The organism is Mesorhizobium sp. AA22 (genome assembly GCF_001672375.2).
Classification (GTDB): Bacteria; Pseudomonadota; Alphaproteobacteria; order Rhizobiales; family Rhizobiaceae; genus Mesorhizobium; species Mesorhizobium wenxiniae.
The window spans coordinates 4,125,707-4,145,248 of the sequence record NZ_CP048406.1 but is presented as its reverse complement, the minus strand read 5'-3'; the positions used below and the strand labels follow the sequence as shown (position 1 = coordinate 4,145,248).

16 protein-coding genes are annotated in these 19,542 nt (G+C 60.3%); 13 read left to right on the top strand and 3 right to left on the bottom strand.

The window, feature by feature from the left end; genetic code table 11:
* Positions 1–258 precede the first annotated feature (258 nt).
* From A9K68_RS20025 to A9K68_RS19980, 10 genes are all read left to right on the top strand, one after another.
* Positions 259–1,914 carry a hypothetical protein gene (locus A9K68_RS20025; RefSeq protein ID WP_065008231.1) on the top strand — a complete coding sequence of 552 codons (1,656 nt, stop codon included), beginning with the start codon at positions 259–261 and terminating at the stop codon, positions 1,912–1,914.
* A 667-nt stretch (positions 1,915–2,581) separates the two neighbouring features.
* The gene (locus tag A9K68_RS20020) at positions 2,582–3,400 is read left to right on the top strand and encodes a glycosyltransferase family 2 protein (RefSeq protein WP_156768309.1); all 819 of its coding nucleotides are present in this window, start codon (positions 2,582–2,584) and stop codon (positions 3,398–3,400) included.
* A complete protein-coding gene (locus A9K68_RS20015) occupies positions 3,388–4,533 on the top strand; it encodes a glycosyltransferase family 4 protein (protein WP_065008233.1) in 1,146 nt (381 codons plus the stop codon). The genes A9K68_RS20020 and A9K68_RS20015 overlap by 13 nt, the downstream gene beginning before the upstream one ends.
* The gene (locus A9K68_RS20010) at positions 4,530–6,509 is read left to right on the top strand and encodes a hypothetical protein (RefSeq protein WP_163603053.1); all 1,980 of its coding nucleotides are present in this window, start codon (positions 4,530–4,532) and stop codon (positions 6,507–6,509) included. Before A9K68_RS20015 ends, A9K68_RS20010 begins: the two co-directional genes overlap by 4 nt.
* A gap of 100 nt (positions 6,510–6,609) precedes the next feature.
* Entirely contained in the window at positions 6,610–7,254 is a 645-nt protein-coding gene (locus A9K68_RS20005) for a hypothetical protein (protein ID WP_156768311.1), read from the top strand.
* A 14-nt stretch (positions 7,255–7,268) separates the two neighbouring features.
* Complete coding sequence (locus A9K68_RS20000; RefSeq protein WP_082982359.1) at positions 7,269–8,549, top strand: glycosyltransferase family 4 protein; 1,281 nt, start codon at positions 7,269–7,271, stop codon at positions 8,547–8,549.
* Complete coding sequence (locus A9K68_RS19995; RefSeq protein ID WP_156768312.1) at positions 8,540–9,877, top strand: hypothetical protein; 1,338 nt, start codon at positions 8,540–8,542, stop codon at positions 9,875–9,877. The genes A9K68_RS20000 and A9K68_RS19995 overlap by 10 nt, the downstream gene beginning before the upstream one ends.
* Before the next feature lie 13 nt (positions 9,878–9,890).
* On the top strand, positions 9,891–11,153 hold the full coding sequence (locus A9K68_RS19990) for a GNAT family N-acetyltransferase (RefSeq protein WP_082982360.1): 1,263 nt from the start codon (positions 9,891–9,893) through the stop codon (positions 11,151–11,153).
* Positions 11,154–11,249: 96 nt separating this feature from the next.
* Positions 11,250–11,600, top strand: a complete 351-nt coding sequence (locus A9K68_RS32500; RefSeq protein ID WP_156768313.1) for an FAD-dependent monooxygenase — start codon at positions 11,250–11,252, stop codon at positions 11,598–11,600.
* On the top strand, positions 11,593–12,753 hold the full coding sequence (locus A9K68_RS19980; protein WP_163603052.1) for an NAD(P)/FAD-dependent oxidoreductase: 1,161 nt from the start codon (positions 11,593–11,595) through the stop codon (positions 12,751–12,753). Before A9K68_RS32500 ends, A9K68_RS19980 begins: the two co-directional genes overlap by 8 nt.
* 49 nt (positions 12,754–12,802) lie before the next feature.
* On the opposite strand, the gene A9K68_RS19975 is transcribed toward A9K68_RS19980, so the two are convergent.
* A complete protein-coding gene (locus A9K68_RS19975; RefSeq protein WP_065008238.1) occupies positions 12,803–14,533 on the bottom strand; it encodes a polysaccharide biosynthesis/export family protein in 1,731 nt (576 codons plus the stop codon).
* Positions 14,534–15,301: 768 nt separating this feature from the next.
* On the opposite strand from A9K68_RS19975, the gene A9K68_RS19970 reads away from it, so the two are divergent.
* Both A9K68_RS19970 and A9K68_RS19965 read left to right on the top strand, forming a co-directional pair.
* On the top strand, positions 15,302–16,099 hold the full coding sequence (locus A9K68_RS19970; RefSeq protein ID WP_065008239.1) for a response regulator transcription factor: 798 nt from the start codon (positions 15,302–15,304) through the stop codon (positions 16,097–16,099).
* Between the two features lie 267 nt (positions 16,100–16,366).
* A complete protein-coding gene (locus A9K68_RS19965; RefSeq protein ID WP_065008240.1) occupies positions 16,367–16,564 on the top strand; it encodes a hypothetical protein in 198 nt (65 codons plus the stop codon).
* Positions 16,565–16,666: 102 nt separating this feature from the next.
* On the opposite strand, the gene A9K68_RS19960 is transcribed toward A9K68_RS19965, so the two are convergent.
* Both A9K68_RS19960 and A9K68_RS19955 read right to left on the bottom strand, forming a co-directional pair.
* Entirely contained in the window at positions 16,667–17,455 is a 789-nt protein-coding gene (locus A9K68_RS19960) for a response regulator transcription factor (protein WP_082982364.1), read from the bottom strand.
* Between the two features lie 653 nt (positions 17,456–18,108).
* Positions 18,109–18,771, bottom strand: a complete 663-nt coding sequence (locus tag A9K68_RS19955; RefSeq protein ID WP_246811200.1) for a Crp/Fnr family transcriptional regulator — start codon at positions 18,769–18,771, stop codon at positions 18,109–18,111.
* Positions 18,772–19,178: 407 nt separating this feature from the next.
* Here A9K68_RS19955 and A9K68_RS19950 point away from each other — a divergent pair, with 407 nt between their 5' ends.
* Positions 19,179–19,412 (top strand): SOS response-associated peptidase family protein, encoded by a 234-nt coding sequence (locus tag A9K68_RS19950; protein ID WP_065008242.1) that lies wholly within the window; start codon positions 19,179–19,181, stop codon positions 19,410–19,412.
* Positions 19,413–19,542: the final 130 nt, after the last annotated feature.

Here is a 19,542-nt window from a genome sequence, read left to right as displayed (position 1 = left end):
CTGACCTCGCACAGCCCGGTATCGTTCGGGCATAGTGGCGCTTGGCCGCTCCCAGCCGCTCGAGTATGGACCCGTGCTGTCAGGCATCTCCCAATCAAGTGTTCGGCTCCCCCACATGGCGAGTCCCCGCCACCGCAGTAAGTGTAAACCATCCTCGCGCTGCGGCTTTCCATCTGCCGCCCTTGGCTCGCGGGGCCCGCCGCGGAGTCCAGGGTAGGCGGATCGCTGACGTCCTTTTGAAATCCCGTGAGAACAACAATGCGCATTTGCCTGAGTCTCGATCCGTCCCGGCTACTGCGGTGGCACCTCTGGCTGACAGAAGCGCTTGCTGAGGTGCCCGGCAACGAAGTCTCCTGCGCTTTGGCGGCAGGTAGCCGCCCGCTGCCGTTAATCTGCCGTCTGCTGCTCGAACTCGAACGACTGGTCTATGGCTTTCGTGGGTACGGCGCCATCGACCCCGTCGAGGCGGCGCTGCGGTGCCTGCCGCCGCCTCAGGCCGACCAAGTGGATGTGGTGATCGATCTGAGCGGGGCGGAATCGCTCCCGGCGGCGCGGCGCGTGCTCACCCCGGTCTTCAACGGCGCACCCGGCGAGATCGGAGTCGTGGCGGCCTGGTTGAATCATCAAGATCTTCTCGTCGACCTGCATGACACGGCGCGCCCGTTGCGGCCGTGGACGGCGCGTCCGGCCAGTGGAGACCGTGAGGTGTTGGCAACGAGGCTCGACAGCGCCCTTTCATGCGCTGTGCCGCTGATCCTCAAAGCCCTGTACGAGGAAACCGGTTCATCTGCGTCCGGTATCCCCGGTCCACGGATGGCAGTGCCTTCGTTTGGCGCGCTTTCGGCGCTTGCAAGGGCGACCGGCACGGTTGCATCGAAGGCGATCGGGCTTTTGGACGTCCTGGCGAGGGGCGGCAGGATGTGGGGGATTGGCTGGCGCTTCGATGAATCGGCGAGCCTGCTCGACAAAGGCGAAGCAGCCTTCCGGGTGTTCACCGGAAATGCCGACAGCTACCTTGCCGACCCATTCCCGTTCCGGCACCAGGGGCAGGATTTCATTTTTGTCGAACAGTATCTCTACTCGAAGAACCGGGGATGCATTGCGGTCGTGACAGTGAACCGGGACGGGACAGCCGGCGCATCCCGGATCGTCGTAGAGGAACCGCATCACCTCTCGTATCCGTTCGTGTTCGAGCAGGATGGGCAGACCTGGATGATCCCCGAATCGGGGGCGGCCAGAAATGTCAGCCTCTACCGGGCAGTGGAATTCCCTTACCGGTGGACGCGGGAGGCCTGCCTCATGGAAGGCATTGAGGGCTACGATACCACGCCGTTCTGGCATGCGGGCGGCTTTTGGTTTTTCGTCAGTCCAAGGCTGTGGAGGTCCACGTCCTGGGATGTCCTCAGCCTCTACCGTGCCGAGAGCCTGACCGGGTCTTGGACGTCGCATGCCGCCAACCCCGTCCTGCTCGATGCCAGGCTCAGCCGCCCCGCAGGCGCCGTCATCCGACACGGCGGACGCACGCTACGCCCGGTCCAAGACTGCGCGCGCGTTTATGGCGGCGCGGTGACGTTCTGCCAAATCGATGCGCTGGGGGCGTCGGAGTTTGCCCAGACCCCGGTCGGTCGCATTTGGTCCGGAGCGTTGGGATGTCACACCTACAACCGCCGGTCTGGTTTGGAGGTGATCGACCTGTTCGGGCATATCCGGGGTTTGCGAGAGGTCACGACCTCCTATCGTTTGCTGGTACCCGACGCGCCGGTTTCGGGACCGCGTGAGGTCTCGGGACCGCGTGGGCAGTCCCTCTCTTGGCCGGTCTCGTCCGGGTTAGCTACCCGTAGCCAAGCGGTCGAGCGCGAGGTACCCCGCCTGCGAAGGGCCGGGCACGCTCGGCCCTTTTCGGCCACAGAATAAGCTCGGAAACACGGCCGAGTGAAGGAGCGAGCCCACCTGCACATCGCAGCTTCTGGCCAGTGGCAATGTCAGCGTTGCGATGGACGTTCATTTCTTCGCGCCGACGATCTTCGCTGCCTTCCGCACGGTTCGCTCAGCAGAAATTGTCGCTTATGGGCTAGTGCCGGCCGCAGGTCGATGGATGTCCCCGCTGGCGTTGAAGGTGGCCCCAGAAGTCTAATCGGGTTTGGCAACGCTGCCAGCACAGCTGCTGAAGATGATCGGTGGCGCTGCCGTGCTATCCGCGCAGGTGGTATGGACTGGAAATAACCTGAAGGGATACCCCAAAAGGGCTAATCATCTATTGTCTTTTCCTAGCCATCTATCGTCCTTCCATTTCAGATCTGAATCAGTAATCGTCGTATAACAACCTAAGATCATGGGGGACAAGAGTACCGATCTTCTTTCATTTCATCTCCTTTCATTATATGGCCGGGAGTCCGCATATGGTTGGATCAAGCACATCCGTGGATGTGGCGGTCATTGGAGCTGGTCGCTGCGGCTTGTCGCTGGCCGCGCATTTGCGCGCGCGCGATGTGGAGCACCGGATTTTCGGGGAGCTCATGGGGTCATGGAAGCACAATATGCCCCCCGGATGGGTCCCATCGTACGACCTCGAAGCGCTGCCATGAACGCCCCTCTCTCCAGCATTCTCGCCCCCGTCGGTGCCACATCGCCGCCTGACCCGGTCAATTTCGCGCTGCGGCGATCGGTGACTCTGCCCCGAGTCAGCTTCGTCGTCCCGACGCTCAATGAAGCCAAGAACCTCCCTTGGCTTCTGCCGCGCATCCCCAACTGGGCGCATGAGATCATTATCGTGGATGGTCGTTCGACTGACGACACGGTCGCAGTCGCGCGCCGCCTGCGAGAGGACGTGAAGGTTGTGATGGAGCCCCGGCGGGGCAAGGGCGCTGCACTGCAAGCGGGATTCCTGGCCGCCACAGGCGACATCATCGTGATGCTGGACGCTGACGGCTCCATGGTCCCGGAGGAGGCGATCGTTTTTGTCAGTGCACTGATGGCCGGCGCGGATCTCGTCAAGGGTTCACGCTTTATCCAGGGCGCCGGCACCCACGACATGTCGCTGTTCCGGATGTTCGGCAACAAGGGGCTGACCCTGTTCGTGCGGCTGCTCTTTGGCGGTTGGTTCTCCGATCTATGTTACGGATACATAGCCTTCTGGAGCAAGCACGTCGCCACGCTGGACTGCGATTGCGATGGGTTCGAAATCGAGACCCTCATCAATGTGCGGGCCTTGAAGAACCACCTCAATATCGTCGAGGTGGCGAGTTTCGAGGTTCCGCGCATCAGCGGTGTGAGCCATCTGCGCGCCATCCCGGACGGCTGGCGCATCCTCAAGACCATCCTGCGCGAGAGGGTGCAACCACAGCAAAGGCGGAGCGCGACAGCTTGTGATGTCGGTGGACAAACCCGATGCGAATCCTGATGGTTGCCGCCCGCTGCTATCCCCTCATAGGCGGCATCGAAACTCACATCCAGGAAGTCGGTCCACGCTTGGTGGCGCGTGGCCACTCGGTCGACGTGCTCTCCACCGATCCCTCGGGGGAGTTGCCGGTTGAGGAGGAGGTGCGCGGCATGCGCGTGCGGCGCGTGCGAGCTTGGCCGAGGGAGCTGGACCTCTATGCTGCGCCCGGCATTTATACCGCGATCCGGCGCGGGGTTTGGGATTTGATCCATTTCCAAGGTTACAACAGCTTCGTGGCACCGATCGGGCTGCTGGCGGCCATCCGCGGGGACCTGCCGTTCATCCTGACCTTCCACAGCGGCGGGCATTCCTCCCGGCTGCGCAACGCCGTGCGTGGCACACAGCACGCGCTGCTTCGGCCGCTGGTGGCCCGGGCCGCGCGGCTGATTGGGGTCTCCGAATTCGAAGCCGACTTCTTCAGCGTGAGGATGGGCTTGCCGCGGGAACGGTTTGTCGTCATCCCGAACGGCGCTGCAATGCCGGCTGCGAGCCCCGGCGTCAAGGTCGATCCGAACTTGATCGTGTCGGGCGGTAGGCTGGAGCGCTACAAGGGCCATCACCGAGCGATTGCGGCCTTGCCCGAACTGATCCGCCGGGTACCGGACGTGCGACTGCACATCGTCGGAACAGGCCCGTACGAGGGAGAATTGCGGCGCCTCGTCGCGACGCACGGCCTCGAGAAGCGGGTCACAATTGGGGGTATCCCCGGATCCGAGCGGCAGAAAATGGCAGACCTCCTGGCGAGCGCCGCGCTGTTCGTGCTGTTCAGCGACTACGAAGCCCATCCGGTTGCCGTCATGGAAGCCCTGTCGCTGCGCCGTCCGGTCCTTGTCAGCGACACCTCCGGGTTGCGGGAGCTGGCCGCCAATGGCCTATGCAGGGCGATTCCGCCCGACGCCGGTCCGAAAGAGCTGGCCGCCGCCATGGCCGAGGAGCTGAGGGCCCATCGGGAGGTGCCGGGTATGGCGCTGCCCGACTGGGATGCCTGCGCTCAAGCGCTGAACGACGTCTACTGTGAGGTCCTGAGCAGCCGATCCATGGTCCGCTTGCCCTCCGGCGGCGTGACATCGTGGCCTCCTGCGACGAGGGCATGATGCTGATGATGCCGGCTCATTTCACCGCGGGAACCAGGATCAACCCGCTCCAGGCCGGGATTAGGTTTGTCTCGGCCGTTATCGGTCCCGACCTTCGCGGGGGCAGCGCCGATACCCCGCCGCAACGGGCCAACTCCGGATGGATCGCGGTTCTGTGCCTGACGGTCGCTACGGCTCTGCTCCTGGTCGTGGCCGGGCACGCCGCCGGGCGCCGGGGCTATGACGTGGCGCCGCTGCTCTTCTGGCCCGGTATCGTTCTCCTGGTCGCTCCGACCAGCCTTCGCATCGCCTGGCCGACAACAGCCCGCGGGGAGCGCCTGTTCCTCCTGTTCCTGCTTGCTGAAGCCCTGTTCTACTGCAAGGTAGTCTATTCCCCGACGAGCTTCAGCGGTTACGACGAGGTCTTGCACTGGATCGCGGCTGAGGATCTCATCACGGCCCGCCGGCTGTTCCTGTCCAACCCGCTTTTCCCGATCGGGCCAACGTATCCCGCCCTGGAAATCCTGACGACGGCGATCGTCGACCTGACGGGACTGCCCTTGTTTGTGGCGGGGACGCTCTTGTTGGCCATCCTCAAGGGCACGTTCATCGGTGCCCTGTTTCTGTTCCTCGAAAGCATCGCCGGATCGCCGCGTATCTCGGCCATCGCCTGTCTGGCCTATATGGGCTGCTCAACATTCTTCCTATTCGACTCGATGTTCTCCTACGGGAGCCTCGGTATCGTGCTGTGCGTGCTGACCTTCGCGGTCGAAGCAGCGTCCAAGGATCTGGTCGGGCGACCGAGGCTGAAGTCGCTCGGGCTGATTGCCTTGCTGTTGGCAAGCCTCGCGGTCACGCATCACCTCTCTGCCGCCTTCGCCGCCATCTATTTCGGAGCGCTGGCGGCCCTCGAGGCTTTGCGCCGGCACGAACCCCTGCGGAACAAGACCAGCATCGCAGTGGGCGTCGCGGCGATCCTCGCCATAGCCCTGCCGTCCCTGTGGGTGCAGGCCCGTGGCATCCCTCTCACAGGCTATCTCGGCCCGGTGATCGAGTCTGGCTTCGACACATTGCTCGGGAAGATCCTGGGCGCGCCCACCCCGCGGTCGGAGCACCTCGGAGCGCCAGACAAGGCCCTCTACATGCGGCTGACCACCTTACTGGCGCTCCTTCTGGTGGCACTCGGACTGGCAACGGGATTCTTTCGGTCGCTGGCCATGGCAGCGCCAGGTGGTGCGCGGTCCCGTTGGCGTCCCATCCAAAACATTCTCAAACGCCGCTGGAGCGACAGCCGCCTCGTGCTCCTCAGCTTGCTGGCTTTCGGGTTGCCGGTCTCGGTGGCCTTCCGACTGACCGTCGCCGGATGGGAAATCGGCAACCGCATGGCAACGTTCGTGTTCATCGCCGTCGGGCTGGTCGTCGCGGTGAGCATCGTCCACTTCTGGCAGGGCCGCACGCCACGCGGGTGGCGCCGCATCGCACCGGCCGTTGCTCTGGTGATCATCGTCCTGGGCGGCGTCACTAGCTCTTCGATTAATCCAATCCATGGGCGCTTCAGGGTGGCCGCGGACCAGGAATCGATCGAGCCGATGGGTATCGAAACGGCACGCTGGGCCAAGGAGTGGCTCGGTGCCGGCAACCGCTTCACCACTGACCGTATCAACCGCCTTCTGCTTGCGAGCTATGGCCGGCAGGACGTCAGGGTCACTATCATCGAAGGCATCGACCCCGCGCGCATATTCGAGGCGGAGACATTGGGGCCCGACGAGTATTGGGCCTTGGCGGGAAGCGACATCGATTTCCTGCTGATTGACCTGCGCCTGACCACGGCTCCCCCAGTGCTCGGCTTTTACTTTCAGCCGTGGCAAGCGCAGCGGGGAACGCCGCTCTTGGGCGCAGCTCTGCTCAAGTTCAATGACGTCAAGGGAATCACCCGCATCTACGACAACGGCTGGATCGTCATCTACGACGTGAGGGGATTGCATGAGAATTCATAGCAAGCGGGACCTTCTAGCCGCATGCCTTTGGGCGGGGGCCGCGGTGGCGGCCGTTGCGGTCAGCGACAGCTTGCTCCTCCGTACCGTCCTGGGCGCCCCCATGGTGTTACTCGTCCCGGGTCACACGGTGCTGCGGGCCATTGGCATCAGGACCACCTCCGCGCTGCAACACCTCGTCTACGCGGTCGGGGCTAGCTTTGCCGCCGGCATCGCCGGGGGCTTTGCCCTGAACGCCGCAGGCCTCCTCACGCCGCTCGGCTGGGCGTTGTGGTTCTGGGCCGTGACGGCCGCCGCCGCAGTGGTGGCCGCCGGCCGCTGCGACACTCCCGATCTGCCAGCCTGGCCGGCCCCGGCGCGGGTCCGGCTCTGGCAGGTGGCCGCGCTCATGCTAGCGGTGCTTGTGGCGACCGGAGCCTATGCGCTGGCCGTCCGGGACGAAGCGGCCTACCGGGAATTCAAATACATCGCGTTCTGGTTGTTGCCGTCGGCCAGTGGCCAGTCCGGCCGGATCACCGTCGGTATCAGGAGCGCCGAGACCCGACCTCAGCGATTCGACGTGGAAATCACCCTTGATGGGCAACCGTTCGCCGTTTTCCGATCGATCGCCGTCCCGCCGGGCCACACCTGGACACGGGAAATCTCGGTGTCCGCCTTGGCAACTCGCCAGACGGCCGAGGCGCGGCTCTATCGACCGAAAGATAACCGGCTCTATCGCAGCGTTTCGACGCTGGTGCCGCGCATCTGAAACGAGGTTGGACCATGCGCATCCTGCTGCTATCGCAGTTCTATCCTCCGGTGATCGGGGGAGAGGAGCGGCATGTCCGCAATCTCGGCGCGGCGCTGGCGCAGCGGGGCCATCATGTCAGCGTCGGGACCTTGATGCATCCCGGATCCCCCGAAACGGAGCTGGACGGCGCGGTCCGCGTGCATCGCCTGCGCGGCACGCTGCAGCGTCTGTCGGGCCTCCACAGCGATCCCGAGCGCCGCCATGCACCGCCCTTTCCGGATCCCGAACTGGTGCTTGCCCTGAAGCGGCTGGTCGCCCGGGAGGAGCCGGACATCGTCCACGCCCACAACTGGATCTACGCGTCCTTCCTGCCGCTCAAAGGTCTGAGTGGGGCACGCCTCGTGGTTACGCTCCACGATTACGGTCTTGTCTGCGCCAAGAAGAACTTCATGCACTTGGGCGCCAATCTCTGCAGTGGCCCAGCGCCGGCCAAGTGCCTGCCCTGCGCTACAAGGCACTACGGGGCAGTGAAGGCAGCCGCGACCACGTTTGGCAACTGGGCGTCGAGCTTCGCCGCTCGGCGCGCGGTGGACCGCTTCATCGCGGTGAGCCACGCGGTGGCGCGTCACACCGGACTGACCGAAGGCAGCGCCCCCTACGAGGTCATCCCCAACTTCGTGCCCGACGATGTCGGGGTGCTTGGCCCGGAAAATCCCTGCCTGCGGGAGCTACCCCGGGATGAATTCATCCTGTTCGTCGGTGACATGATGCGCCTCAAGGGCATTGACGTTCTCCTGCGAGCCTATGCCGGCCTGGAGCGGGCGCCGCAGCTGGTCCTGATCGGGCGCCGAGTCGCCGATACGCCAACAGAGTTTCCGCCGAACGTCCGCGTCTTCAGCGCATGGCCGCATTCCGCCATCATGCATGCTTGGCGGCGCTCACTGTACGGCGTACTGCCGTCGGTCGGGCCCGAAGCCTGCGCGACGGTCATCATGGAAGCGATGGCGTCCGGCAAGGCGGTCGTTGCAACCGGCGTCGGCGGCATGCCGGATCTAGTCGATCATGGCGAAACTGGGCTTCTCGTGCCGCCCGGTGATGCGCACGCCCTTTCCCACGCAATGCAGACCCTTCTGGAGAACCGCGCCTTGCTGGCCCGCCTGGAGGTGACAAGCCTCGCCAGGGTCGGCCGCCTCAAGGCCGGAGCGGTCGTGACCCGGATCGAGCAGGTCTACCGGGACGTCCTGCGCCCAGCCGCCAGCAGGGCAGCGGTGCCGTCGCAGCAAGGTTCGTCGGGAGAGCCATCTTGCCGGTAGACCTCGTCAGGACGGCCATTATTCGCGCCCGACGAGAGCTTCGAAAGAGCGCCGCGCTCGTGCTGAATTCCAGCGCTCTGGCGATCGGAACGATTGCAGCGGCCGGTCTCGGGTTTGTCTATTGGTGGCTCGCGGCGCGGCTGTTTCCGCCGGAAGTGATCGGCAAGGCCGCCGCCCTCCTATCCGTGATGGCGTTCGTCGGCCTGCTGGGGGAGGGCGGGCTCGGGACCCTGCTGATGGGTGAAATCGTCCGGCATCCAGGCAGGGACCGCGGCCTCGTGGCCGCTGCAGCGTCCATCGGGGTGGTGCTGGGGGTCGGCCTGGCCGTGGTGTTTGTCTTCGGAGATGCGTACCTCAACAGCTCGACCGAGTCGATCGGCGGCTGGCTCCAAAGAGTTGCATTCGTCCTCGGTTGCGGCCTGACAGTTCTCGCCATGATGGTCGACCAGGCCTTCGTCGGCAACCTGCGCAGCACCGGCAGGATGATCCGGCAAGTGCTGTTCTCCACATTCAAGCTGCTGCTGATCGCCTGCGCTGCGGCCGCCGGCCACACGTCCAGTGCCGCGCTGCTTCTGACCTGGGTGGCCGGCCTGCTGGCGTCCTTTGTCGGCGTCGATCTCTTGACCCGGGGCGGCGCGCGTCGTCTTGTTGGGGTCCCCGATTTTCGGCTGCTCCATATTCTCCGACGCAAGGTGGTCGACCATTACGCGCTCGATGTGGCCGTGCAGGCCCCGAGCGTCATCATGCCCTACCTTGTGCTGGTTCTCCTGTCGCCCACCACAAATGCCGCCTTCGTGGCGTTGTGGATGCTGGTCTCTATGGCGTCATTGATTCCCGCAGCCATGGCCACGGTCCTGTTCCCCGTGATCAGGGCATGCCCAAAACAATCCAGACACGATGTCCTTGTATCGGTGACGGCGTCATTGCTCTTCTCGCTGGTCTGCGCCGTCATAGTCTTCACCTATTCGCAGCAGATCCTTGCGGTCTTCAATCCAGCGTATCCTGAGATCGCCGGTTCGAGCCTGCGCTTCCTCGGCTTCAGCCTGTTGGGATCAACGCTCAAATTTCATGCCTGTACGCTGGCGCGGTTGGGCGACAGGATGCGCAAGGCATCTCGCTGGTTCGCGCTTGGCGGATTGCTGGAGCTGTGCTTCGTGGTCGCGGGGGCGAAGCTTGGTGGACTTCAAGGCCTGGTCCTAGGCTGGACGCTCGCCGTCAGCATCGAGGGTGCATGTGCCGCCCTGATTTTGGCCTTCGCGGTGAAACTGGATTCTGCCGCCGGCCCCGCGCAGCACGAGCGACCGACCGAGTCGCCGCTACAGACTTGAGGAGACATCGATCATGGCGCTGGGTTTGGGATTTCAAGCAGAACATTCTCTAGCAGCAGGACTGGCTAAAACCTTTGTTACATTGGAACACCCAATGACGACGGCGAATATTGCTCTGCAAATTTTCACCGATATGGACGCGGTGGAAGCTCAGTGGAGAACATTAGAGCAGCATGCGGATTGTACTGTATTCCAATTGTTTGATTGGCAGATGGAATGGTATCGCCACATCGGCTCCAAAGAGAAACTGATTCCGGTGATCGTGCTGGGTCTCGACGATACCGGCGTGGCGGTTTTTATTCTGCCATTGGCGATCGAACGCCATGGTCTGATCCGCCGACTGGTCTGGTTTGGATCGGAATTGTGCGATTATAATTCGCCCATCCTGGCGACAAATTTTAGCGATCACGTGAAACCTGGGCAATTCGGCCGCCTATGGAAAGACATAATTCGGACGATTCAAGACTATCCTCAACTTCGTTTCGACGCTGTTGAATTTTACAATATGCCCAGTGTTGTCGGCTCTCAACCTAATCCCTTTCTCGACTTGCCAGTCTTGCTGACTAATTGCGGCGGACATGTCGCAACCCTCCCGGAAGCGAACTGGGATCGGTTTTATGCGTCAAAGTTTTCGAATTCGACTCTGCATACCCACCGGCGCAAGGCCAAAAACCTCGCCAAGCGAGGTGGCGGGTCGATTCGCTTTGTAGACGTGCAAGAGCAGGCCGAGATCGAGTGCACCATTACAAAGCTGATCGAACAAAAACGGAGCAGCTATGCCCGAATGGGTGTTCATGATATGTTCGCACGTCCGGGTTTTCGCGAATTTTATTTGGCGATTGTCGCCAATCCTCGCTTGTGCGAGGTCATCCATGTCACGCGGCTGGATGTGGCTGGGATTCCGGTGGCGACGGGTCTCGGTCTCCGGTTCAACTCCATTTATTCGCTGGTGATGTCGAGTTATGAGGACGAGTTCGCCAAATACAGTCCCGGGCGTCAGCATATTCAGGAAATGATGCAATATGCCATTGCCCAGAAGATGCAGAAATTCGATTTTACGATCGGCGACGAACCCTATAAGCTTGCATGGTCCGATATCAATTTGCCTTTGTTTTTCCATTTTGATAGCAGAAATTTGCGTGGTCGTATTGTCATTGCGGTGCGAATGGCGATCCATTATGTGGATACATGGTATGCCAAAACGACGTTGTTAAATCCGCCGCTGCGGCAGGTTCTTCGTAAGACAAGACGATCCTTGCGTCGCATGTTTATCTGACCGACCCTTCACGAGTTTTTGATCTTGGAGCGGGATACAATCCTCGAGCTTCTCGAAAAAGTATAGTATAATGAGATTACTTTGCGGGAGACTATGATGTATGGCGTAGATATTGGGACTGTCGGCGGCGGCTTGGCGGGCTCCATCGCCGCCGCGACGCTCGGGCGAGCCGGATTCTCGGTCGTCCTGATCGACGCGCATCATCCCTATCCGGAGGATTTTCGCTGCGAGACAATTGAGGAGAAGCAGTTCAGGTTGCTTCGCGAGACTGGCCGGTTGATGGAGAACCAGGGGCGCTTGTTTATCGCGCGACCAGGTCAACGCTGTTCACCGAACTGTGTTTTTGCAGCAATAGACGGAGTCTTGAATTTTCTTCGACACCGTTTGGTTCGCTGTCATGATCGTGTTGTCAATGAAGTGGTGGGCGAAGGAGCGGGAATTGAATAATATTGATGTAGCGGTCCTCGGGGGTGGTACCGCCGGCTCGTTAGCCGCTGCGATGCTTGGCCGGATGGGGATTTCGACCATCCTTGTTGATATCCATCCAGTCTATCCGGTGGAGTTTCGCTGCGAAAAACTCGATGGCGATCAAGTCGACTTGCTCAAAAAAACCGGGCTGGTGGATGACGTATTGGCGGCTGCGACACCGATGGCTGAGATATGGGTGGCCCGTCGCGGTTATGTCATTGGTAAAAAGCAAGGGAAACACGGCGAGCCCTGCGAATATGGGGTGGCTTATGAGGATTTGGTAAATGTTATTCGCCGCCAGATTCCAGATAGTGTCCAATTCATCTGCGCTAAAGTGACCAAAATAACGACGAGTTCCGACCGGCAGGAAATTACCCTGTCAAATGGTGACACATGGTCGACCCGATTGATTGTGGTGGCGACCGGCTTAAACAATGTCGTCCGGGGTGCGATCACGCGATCCGAGATCAGCAAATGCCACTCGATCAGTGTTGGTTTTGATCTCACCTCTAAAGCTGGTTTCAAATTTCAAGCTTTAACGTATTCTGCGGAAAGGCCAGGGCCTATGGGTTATGTGAGCATGTTTCCGATTGGTTCAAGAATGCGCGCCAATGTGTTCGTCTACCATGGTGATATACGCCATCCGTGGTGTCAGGAAGTTCGCACATCGCCGTTATCTGCATTGTATTCGGTAATGCCCCGATTGAAGCGTCTCCTTGGTGATGCTGTCGTGTCAAGTGATATTCAGATTCGACCCGTTGATCTTTACGCTGCGCAGAATCATGAACAGCAACCCGGTCTGGTATTGGCTGGTGACAGTTTTGCTACCAGCGATCCGGCGGCGGGTACCGGTCTCAATAAAGTGCTAACCGACGTTGATCGGTTATGCCATCATATTCCGACATGGTTAGCCACGCCCGGAATGGGGATCGAGAAAATTCAGACATACTACAGGGATCCCGTCAAAGTTGCCTGTGATGAATGGTCGCTTGGTGAAGCATTTTACAACCGATCACTGGCGTCCGATACAACGCTTTTATGGCGTATTCGTCGGATGGGCTGGATTGGTCTCGATATGATGGGGATCTCGATCCCACAACTTCGCTTGATGGCGGCAAGCGCAGTTCGTTGAGGAGCAGGCTGAGCTGGTCTTCATGCCGGGTCTCCCGGGGATAGCAGCGCTACTGTTGAATGCCATTCTCGAGAAGCGACGTTCCAAGACCATCGCTAGGTGTGCGCGCGGGCGGCAAGCTCTCGCCGGTCAGCGGCAAGGTCGGGACCGGCGAACCGGCCGGCTCTCTTGGCTCGCTAGCGCCCACGCTGATGTTGACGAGGTCGCCTGGCTGCAACAGGGTCATCCCATCGGACTCGATGCTGACCGGCCCGGCTGCCGATTGCCGCACGATTTGATAAGTTGCGCTGTTTGCGTCCTTCGCAAACTGCGCGCGGGTCACCGGCAACGTATACAGGACGCCTTCGCTGGCGTTCAACTCGCGCACATTGGCCGCGATCTGGCTCTCCGTGGTCTCGATCTCGACCTCCAGATCGTTCCTGAGGTCGGCCCGGGTCCGCAACACCTCAGACTCTAGCCAAGCGAGGCGCTGCTTGGCGCTCGCGTATTGGTTGCGGGCGTCCTGCCGACGCTGTTGCGCGTCGGACAACTCACTCTGGATCTGATCCATCACCGTCATGCTGAGAACCTTGCGGTCCACGAGCGTGCGCATGCTGTTGACGCGCTCCTGGCGCAGCTTGATGAGTTCGTCGAACGACTCCATGCGCGCATAAGCGGCAACATCCTGCTTGGCCGCCTCCAGCGCACGCATGGTCGCGCGCTCGCGATCCTTGCGGGCCGTGGCGACGGCCTTGCGCCGGTCGCTCTGCTCGTTCACGAGGTTGGCAGCTTCGGTCGCGCCGGCCAGCTCCAGCAACTGGCGCGGGATCTTGGGCGCCGTGCCGTCGCGCTCGGCCTTCAGCACGGCCGCGCGCGCGAGCAACTTCAACATGGTATCGATCGCCCCGGTCCGCTTCTGGGTCTCACGCACGGCTTCGATCTTCTGCCACGGCTCGCTCTCGGCCCGGTCGAGTCCGCCGGCCAGCGCGATCGCGTGCAGGATCGTCATGCCGGCCGCGTACTTGAACGAGCCTGGATTCTTGACCGGGCCCAGCACGTAAATGGGCGGGCGCTCCAGCGGCAGGATGTTGACCAGTCCTTTGCGGCCCAGCAGTTGATTGAAGGTTTCCGCCAGGTCGGCCTGTACCTGTTGCGTCGACCGGTTGGCGACCGGAATGGAGCCAAGCAAGGGCACTGAAATCGTGCCGTCCTCTTGGACAATATATTCGCCGCTCAGTTCCGGACGCTGGAGGATGCCGTGCAAGGCCGAGGACGCGCCCCCCCACTTGTCTTCCTCGACGTCGACGCGCTCGTAGAACACGGCCTTGAGGCGATCGCCGACGCCGAAGAGGGCTCCGGTTGGCACGTCTGGCGCCTTGCTTTTGGGGCGCTCGGCACTGATCGGGAGGGCAGGGACGGCGCTCCGTTCGACCGACGCCATAGTCGACGCAGCCGGTCCCGTCCTGAGGGTTTTGGGAGGCTCGGCCCTAGTGGGGACCGCAGGGACGGCGCTCCGTTCGACCGACGCCATGGTCGACGCATCCGGTCTCGACACGATCCCCCGGGAGGGTTCGGCCGTGGCTTGGACCGGATGTTCTTGCCAGCTATGGATAGCAGCAGACACCTTCTGCACTACGGCTCCGGAGACATCCTCGACCTTTTGCACCACTGCTCCGGAGGCATCCTCGACCTTCTGCACCATGGCGCCGGAGGCATCCTCGACCTTTTGCACCACGGATCCGGAGGCATCCTCGACCTTCTGCACCACGGATCCGGAGGCATCCTTGACCTTTTGTACCATGGCTCTGGAAGCCTCCATGGCCCCCCCGTTTCTGACCGCGGCCCCTCCCAGGGCGGCGACCCCGCACAGCCCGAAGACAAGCAGGACGGCCTTTATTCCCCTGCGTGGGGGCGCCTGTGACGGGAAAGGGGCGGGCCCGGAATTGTATTCTGTATCCATGGCCATGGCATATGGCTTTCATTTCAGGGCGGCCATCCCGTCCCGTCCCGAACTGGTCGAGGGTCGACGGGCAAGGCTCTGCCGTATCGTGAGCCTTCGCCGCCAGCGGCACAACTATCCTTTGTGGGCACTCCTTCCGGATAAAGCGCGGTCTTGGGAGAACTCGTCCAATAGCCAGGTTGCTGCGCTGCAGGAGAACTTCTTTGATGGCAAACGGGACAAAAAGCGATCAACGCAACGAAGAGGAACTCTTGGTTTGCCGACGCAGCGTCTCGAACCGCCTGCGGCTCCGACATGCATTCGCAGGATGGCTGGGCCGTTTCCAACTTCATCATCCAGGTCCTGGAAGAACGAGCCGATCACCATTTACGGCTCCTAGTTGCAAACGCGATCATTCCGCTACCGGAGCGGCTGAAAGCCGGGCTCGTGCCTTCCCCAAAAGGCCGTAGGCTTGAGAATCCGGATAGGCCTCGACGATGCTGCCCTACGCCTTAAGAGGGTATTTTGGGGTAGGGCTTTCCAAGCGTAAGGTAAAAAAAGAAACTGTGCGGTGGTGCGTGGAGCCCCCTAATCGATGCGTGTATCTTAATCGCGCAGAGCGAGAAGGCCATGATGACAAGGCAATCTTTTATCACAGTGCTTGTCGGGCCGAGCGAGTTACTCCGAGAAGGCCTTAGTCGAATCCTGGATGCAGCAAATTTTCGTATTCTTTTCTCTGCGGCTTGTGTTCACGATCTCCTGCAGAAGCCGCTACCCCAGCACCGACCCATCTTGCTCATCATAGATGTCGGCGGTATTGATGCGGATGCTGAATTCGCACAAATTGCAGACTTTAAAGCGATTTACCCGACCTGCCATGTCGTTGCGCTAGCCGATTACTGTCGAACGACCGATATAGTTTCAGCTCTTCGTGCGGGGGCTGACGGGTATTTGACAAAAGCTGCTGCTTACGACACTTTCGTCAAAGCTCTCGAATTGGTTATGCTAGGGCAGATGGTGTTACCTGCAGAAACTTCGACGTTTCTTCAAGATGTAAGGCATGGTCTGAAACATGCCACGGTAACTGACGAGTTAACACACATGGCTGTTAAAGTGGAGAACGAGGATCGAGAACTAGTAATTTTGTCAAATCGGGAAAGATGTATTTTATGGCGCTTGATCGAAGGGGAATCGAACAAAGCCATCGCGCGCGAGATTAACATCGCCGAAGCTACAGTGAAGGTACACGTCAAGGCCATCCTTCGAAAGATTCGGGTCCGCAACCGGACACAGGCTGCAGTTTGGGCGATGAACCATGGTATGCTTACGCCCCCCTCTGGCAATGGCTCGTCGGGGAACGACAAGATGGCAACTCAGCAGTCTCACCATCCGCAAGATCTACTTAAAGCACTAAAGGGGTACCACTAATCCGATAAACCCGCTTTCCCGTCCTGACATATCGTCATTCGGGCTTGTGCGGTCACTTGCCAAAGCCTAGCGGTAGCGTTGGATAGCTTCGGCCGAGGCCCTTCCGATTAAACTCGTCCACATTCGAACCCGCTGATTTCGAAGACAGCTACTTCCCCGCCCATAGCCGATCGATAAGCAGTGGCCGACGGATGCAGATCACGGGTTGATCCCGAGGACCAACGGGAGGTCAACCAACCGACCCAGAACGTCTTTTGCGATCACCTGATGCTCGAATACGAGATCCCGAATAGGAAACGTGACCAACTGGTGGCGGTCCTCACCCAGATCGACGAGGAAGCCTACTCCACGAAAGGCAAATGGTTCCTCGAGACAGGGTTCGGGCTGCTGAGCGGGCAGAATTTCGGTACGATCGAGGAGGCCATAGGATGGGTAGGCAGACACACCTTCCCCGAGCCTGCTTAGATCGCAGATTGAGCGGCCGATTCCGCGGTAGCAATCAACCCGCACAGTCAGTTAGGCAATACTGCCGATCGTGCCGAAGACCTCGAACACAGCCCGCGGAATTCACCCAAGGCGGGCAGTGTTATGCCTGGTCCACTCTTCAACCAGAGTTCCCTCGGCGAGGAGATCGTTGACCTTGTAGGCGACTTCCGTGCGGTTGGTCGCCTTCAGCTTCTTCATGATATTTCGGATGTGGACCTTCACGGTGCTTTCGCGCAGGTTCAGTTCGTAGGCGATAATCTTGTTCGCCTTGCCGCGCCGGAGCGCTTGGGCAACCTCGGCCTGCCTGAGTGTGAAAATGCCTGTCAAAGGCTGTCTGTCGCGGCTGCCCGAATCCATCAGGTGCCGCATGGAAAGGACACTGCTCGCCGGGACGAAGATGCCTCCCGCTGCCGCAAGGTTTATAGCCTCGACGCAGACATCGATTCCGACCGAGGTCGGAATGTAGCCGCGTGCACCGCATTCGAGAGCGGTCAGTATCTGTACAAGGTCTTCGGTGTCGGCCAGGATGACCACAGGGATTGATTTGAACTCGGAGGAAATGTGCCTGATCTCGTCTGCGATGCCATGATCGGTGACCTTCCGTCCGCCAAGGTTGAAGAGTATGGCTGCCAGGGGAGGGGCCGAGCCCTTCTTTACGCGCCATTCATCGATCGAACTCAGGGCGGCGACCCCCATGCCGAGTTCGTGGTCCACGAGAGCCGATGCGAGACACTCGCGGTCTAGGGCCCTTCCGTCCAGGATGAGGAGGTACTCCCTCTGTCCGTGAACGCTTCCGCTGGACGGAACCCCTGACCGATTGGCCGAAGTGTAGTTATGCAGCCGTGCCGTGGAATACCCACTCTTTCCCATACCAAGCCACCTTGCGATGTAGTTTCTTCATTCACTAGCATTGCAGGTTTGATAACCAGGCCTTGTGAAAGCTTGAGGCTCGATTACCCCATTTGAGCCGTTTTCAGTTCTCCGACTCCTCAGCGAGACCAGCTTGGGTGAGTGTACGGTTTATTTATAAGCAGTCTCTAACATAGGTTGCTTTTTTCGCAATTTTCAAGGAAACCGACGCCAGGCTGGCCCCAAGGCGCTGCATCTGCCTTAAGACGCAGGCATGAGACCACTTAGCCATCTTCAGCCCAGCCGACACCCGAACGTGGATCGGCTAGTGCCTGCCGCGATTGCAGAGGTAGACCAGAATTCCTGAAGGTGCTGTTGGCATAGTCAGGGCGCAGAAGTGATATCCGTGGCGCAACGCTTTAATTCGAGCACACCCGATGGATCTGCCGTAGGCACACGCCGACCTCGCGCGGTAGGCCGTGTCGCCGTCGGGCGTGATGGATCTGGCTTCTCTCGATTTTGAATGGGTTGAGTTCCGCTGAGCCCAACCTTCCACCGCCTCGAGCCGGATGCGGCTGCCGTCGTTGACATACCAAGCCCCGCCAGGTGACTGTTCCGGCGACGCCGGACGGTGTCGTCAGCGGAGAATTTGCTGATGGTCCGCATGCTGCCGCTCAGAGATATCTGAGATACTCGCTGTCGAATCCGGCTGTTTCGACCAGCTTCTTGCGGTTGATCACCTCTACATAGCCTGACTTGAAAGAAACGAGATCGGCCTTGCGGAGTTCCCTTAACGTTCGGTTGACGTGAACGGCGGTCATTCCGAGGATGTCGGCCAGTTCATATTGGGTAAGAGGGCACTCATATCTCCCATGGGCCGACAGCCCAACCATGGAGAGCCTCTCCTCCAACTCGAGCAGGAAATGGGCGGTGCGCCTCATCGCGTTCCGCCGCCCGGTATTCATAAGATGTTCGGCAAGGATGGCGTTCAAGCGGGCCAGGGAGCAGGCGATCTTCTTCCCGAGGTGGCCTTGGGACAAAATTGCCTTGAGCAGTTCCTTACTGGAAATTTCATAAACAGCTAGTTCGGTTATGGACGCCAGCGACGCCAGACGGGGTCCGTCCACACCACGGAAACCGACAATGTCTCCCTTGAGAGGGGTGTCGATGATCTGCCGTTCTCCGTCCGGCAGTCCGTGGTAAAGGATGGCCCAACCCGATTTTACGACAAATATCCCATCGTTGTGGTCATCCTGGCGGGAAATAACCGAATGGGGTTTGTAGATTTTTGCGGTAACACCGAAAAAATCGTTGTTCCCCCGGCCGTTCTTCGACAATGTGCCCCCTACGGGATGCGACCGCATGAACTCCAACAGTGTCTGCATGAAGATTCACGAGCTTGCTTCTGTTTCCGCATAACGTGCAATAATTGCAATTGCTCCAGGACGAGTTCACAGGACGACCTCCTAACGTAGAATCAGGCCGGGCTACTGTCCTCGTCTGTTTGAATGAGGCAAATTGCGCTTAAAGCAAGGTGATGCACGCATCAGGCGGGTCTCCCGGCTTGTGTCGGACACTCGCTCTTTGCTCGCTTGGCGGCGTGACGATTCGGTGCAGAACACCCGGATCGCAGAGTGAACGTCAGTGGCGCCGACCGATGCCGGTGATTGATCGCCGGTGACGGTGAATATGACGGCGCGGGCCATCTCTGGTGCTGGTTGCCCGACGGACAGGGCAGCCTTCGATGGCCAACCTCCATGATCGGCAGCCGATAATTCTCGATCCCGCCGCCTATGACGCCTGGCTGGATGCGGCGACGCCGACCTCAGCGGCCAAGGACCTGCTCAGGCGCGATCTCGGTGGCCAACTGCAATTCAACAGAGTCGATCGCCAGGTGAATTTGAGCAAGAATAAGGGCGGAGAGGAATTGATTCAGCCGATCGACATGGCCTCGGAATACGGCCCGTTTCCTAGATGAGCGAACCATCTTCGCGAAATAAACTCAGGTAGATCGCCACCAATATCTGCCTTCAACCCGTTGCAGTCGTTCTTGCCAACTTTGGTGAACGACGCTATCCGCCTAATATCGGCCGTTGAGGTGACCGTTG

Coding starts and splice junctions, on each gene's coding strand:
- A9K68_RS20025 (WP_065008231.1), top strand. CDS start 259: ATGCGCATTTGCCTGAGTCTCGATCCGTCCCGGCTACTGCGGTGGCAC.
- A9K68_RS20020 (WP_156768309.1), top strand. CDS start 2,582: ATGAACGCCCCTCTCTCCAGCATTCTCGCCCCCGTCGGTGCCACATCG.
- A9K68_RS20015 (WP_065008233.1), top strand. CDS start 3,388: ATGCGAATCCTGATGGTTGCCGCCCGCTGCTATCCCCTCATAGGCGGC.
- A9K68_RS20010 (WP_163603053.1), top strand. CDS start 4,530: ATGATGCTGATGATGCCGGCTCATTTCACCGCGGGAACCAGGATCAAC.
- A9K68_RS20005 (WP_156768311.1), top strand. CDS start 6,610: ATGGTGTTACTCGTCCCGGGTCACACGGTGCTGCGGGCCATTGGCATC.
- A9K68_RS20000 (WP_082982359.1), top strand. CDS start 7,269: ATGCGCATCCTGCTGCTATCGCAGTTCTATCCTCCGGTGATCGGGGGA.
- A9K68_RS19990 (WP_082982360.1), top strand. CDS start 9,891: ATGGCGCTGGGTTTGGGATTTCAAGCAGAACATTCTCTAGCAGCAGGA.
- A9K68_RS32500 (WP_156768313.1), top strand. CDS start 11,250: ATGTATGGCGTAGATATTGGGACTGTCGGCGGCGGCTTGGCGGGCTCC.
- A9K68_RS19975 (WP_065008238.1), bottom strand. CDS start 14,533: ATGGTACAAAAGGTCAAGGATGCCTCCGGATCCGTGGTGCAGAAGGTC.
- A9K68_RS19970 (WP_065008239.1), top strand. CDS start 15,302: ATGATGACAAGGCAATCTTTTATCACAGTGCTTGTCGGGCCGAGCGAG.
- A9K68_RS19965 (WP_065008240.1), top strand. CDS start 16,367: ATGCTCGAATACGAGATCCCGAATAGGAAACGTGACCAACTGGTGGCG.
- A9K68_RS19960 (WP_082982364.1), bottom strand. CDS start 17,455: ATGGGAAAGAGTGGGTATTCCACGGCACGGCTGCATAACTACACTTCG.
- A9K68_RS19950 (WP_065008242.1), top strand. CDS start 19,179: ATGGCCAACCTCCATGATCGGCAGCCGATAATTCTCGATCCCGCCGCC.